This is a genomic window from Mesorhizobium sp. M7A.F.Ca.ET.027.02.1.1, from assembly GCF_004022985.1.
In the GTDB taxonomy this organism is placed as follows: domain Bacteria; phylum Pseudomonadota; class Alphaproteobacteria; order Rhizobiales; family Rhizobiaceae; genus Mesorhizobium.
Genome location: NZ_RZOL01000778.1, coordinates 1 through 1,160 on the forward strand (window position 1 = coordinate 1; position 1,160 = coordinate 1,160).

Annotated in this window: 1 protein-coding gene; it reads right to left on the minus strand. The window is 61.0% G+C overall.

Going from position 1 to position 1,160, the window contains the following annotated elements; all coding sequences use genetic code 11:
- Positions 1–669: hypothetical protein (locus EN749_RS36075; RefSeq protein ID WP_128364987.1), on the minus strand; the 669-nt coding region annotated here is incomplete at its 3' end.
- Positions 670–1,160: the final 491 nt, after the last annotated feature.

The window sequence follows — 1,160 nt, forward strand, 5'->3', positions numbered from 1 at the left end:
TTTCCGTTCATCGCCGAAGGTTCCTGAGGACGCCGCTTTTTTGAACCCAGTCGGACAAAATTTAAGGCCGAGATTCGGTCGAAATTTTTTGAGCCATGCGAGCCAGCGGCGGCATAGGATTTTTACCAGGTTTGGCAGATGCCTGGCGCGCCATTGCGGGCGCTCTGTGATGTCGAGCAGGCCAAGATGGCGGGCCCGGCGCAGCGCGTTGCGGACGGTGGTGGCGCCGACGCCGGCGCGGTCGCCGATCTCTTTGACGCTCGATCCGCAAGAGCCGTGCTGACGGCAATCCGAGGCGACAATGTAAAGCACGGCCCGTTCACCCTCCGTGAAGCGATCCCGCACATTCGGGGGTAGGGCGGCCATATCGCCCAAGCGCCGTTTCCTCGCCCATCGGACGGGGCAGCGCGACCCGCTCGCCGCTTGGTGGCGCGACTGCTCTGATTTGGGGCGCTTCGAAAAGTAGGTCCGCGCCGGCGGCAATCGGGTTTCGCGGGCCAATTGCAGCATGGAGCGCCGCGAATGGGCGGCCTCGCTGAGCTCTTGCGCCTCCTGGTCCCCTAAGGCGCCATCGGCGAGCCCTCGCCAGACCAGCGCCATATAGTGATCGATCTGCTTGACCGTCGTGATGTCGGCTAGCCACTGGGCCATTTCGGTGTGTATGGTCACCACGTCTTTCCTTGCTTGCGGCAAAGAAAATCCGTGGCGCGAAAGCGCATTTTCCTGTTGCGACTGTCAGAGGAAGCAGCTAGATTTTGCCATCTTCTTTTGGTGGCAATCGACGGAATTGGCGTTCCGTTCCAGCTACAACCTCTCGGAAATCCGGCCTTCGCGCCGGGTTTTCTTTTTGCCTGTATCCGTTCTCCACGATTCGCTGATTTGCCAGCGTAAGCGGCTGGGTGCATAAGTTAAAGTAAAAACCTGACCGCCGACAACCCTTGGCTTACCGTGCGCCGCCTGGCCCAATTCGGCCTTGCGCCGTCCAGCGCGCTCGTTCTCGGCCCGGATCGGGCTCGCTCCAAAGGGGCAGGGCGGCCTACGCCGGCCCTTTGCTGGTTATTCTTCGTTGTCGTCGGTGTCTTCCTTCGCTTCGTAGCGGCGATGGACGCGGGTGAAGATGGGCGCAATCACATCAGTCGTGGAGACCGTCTTGCCGTCTT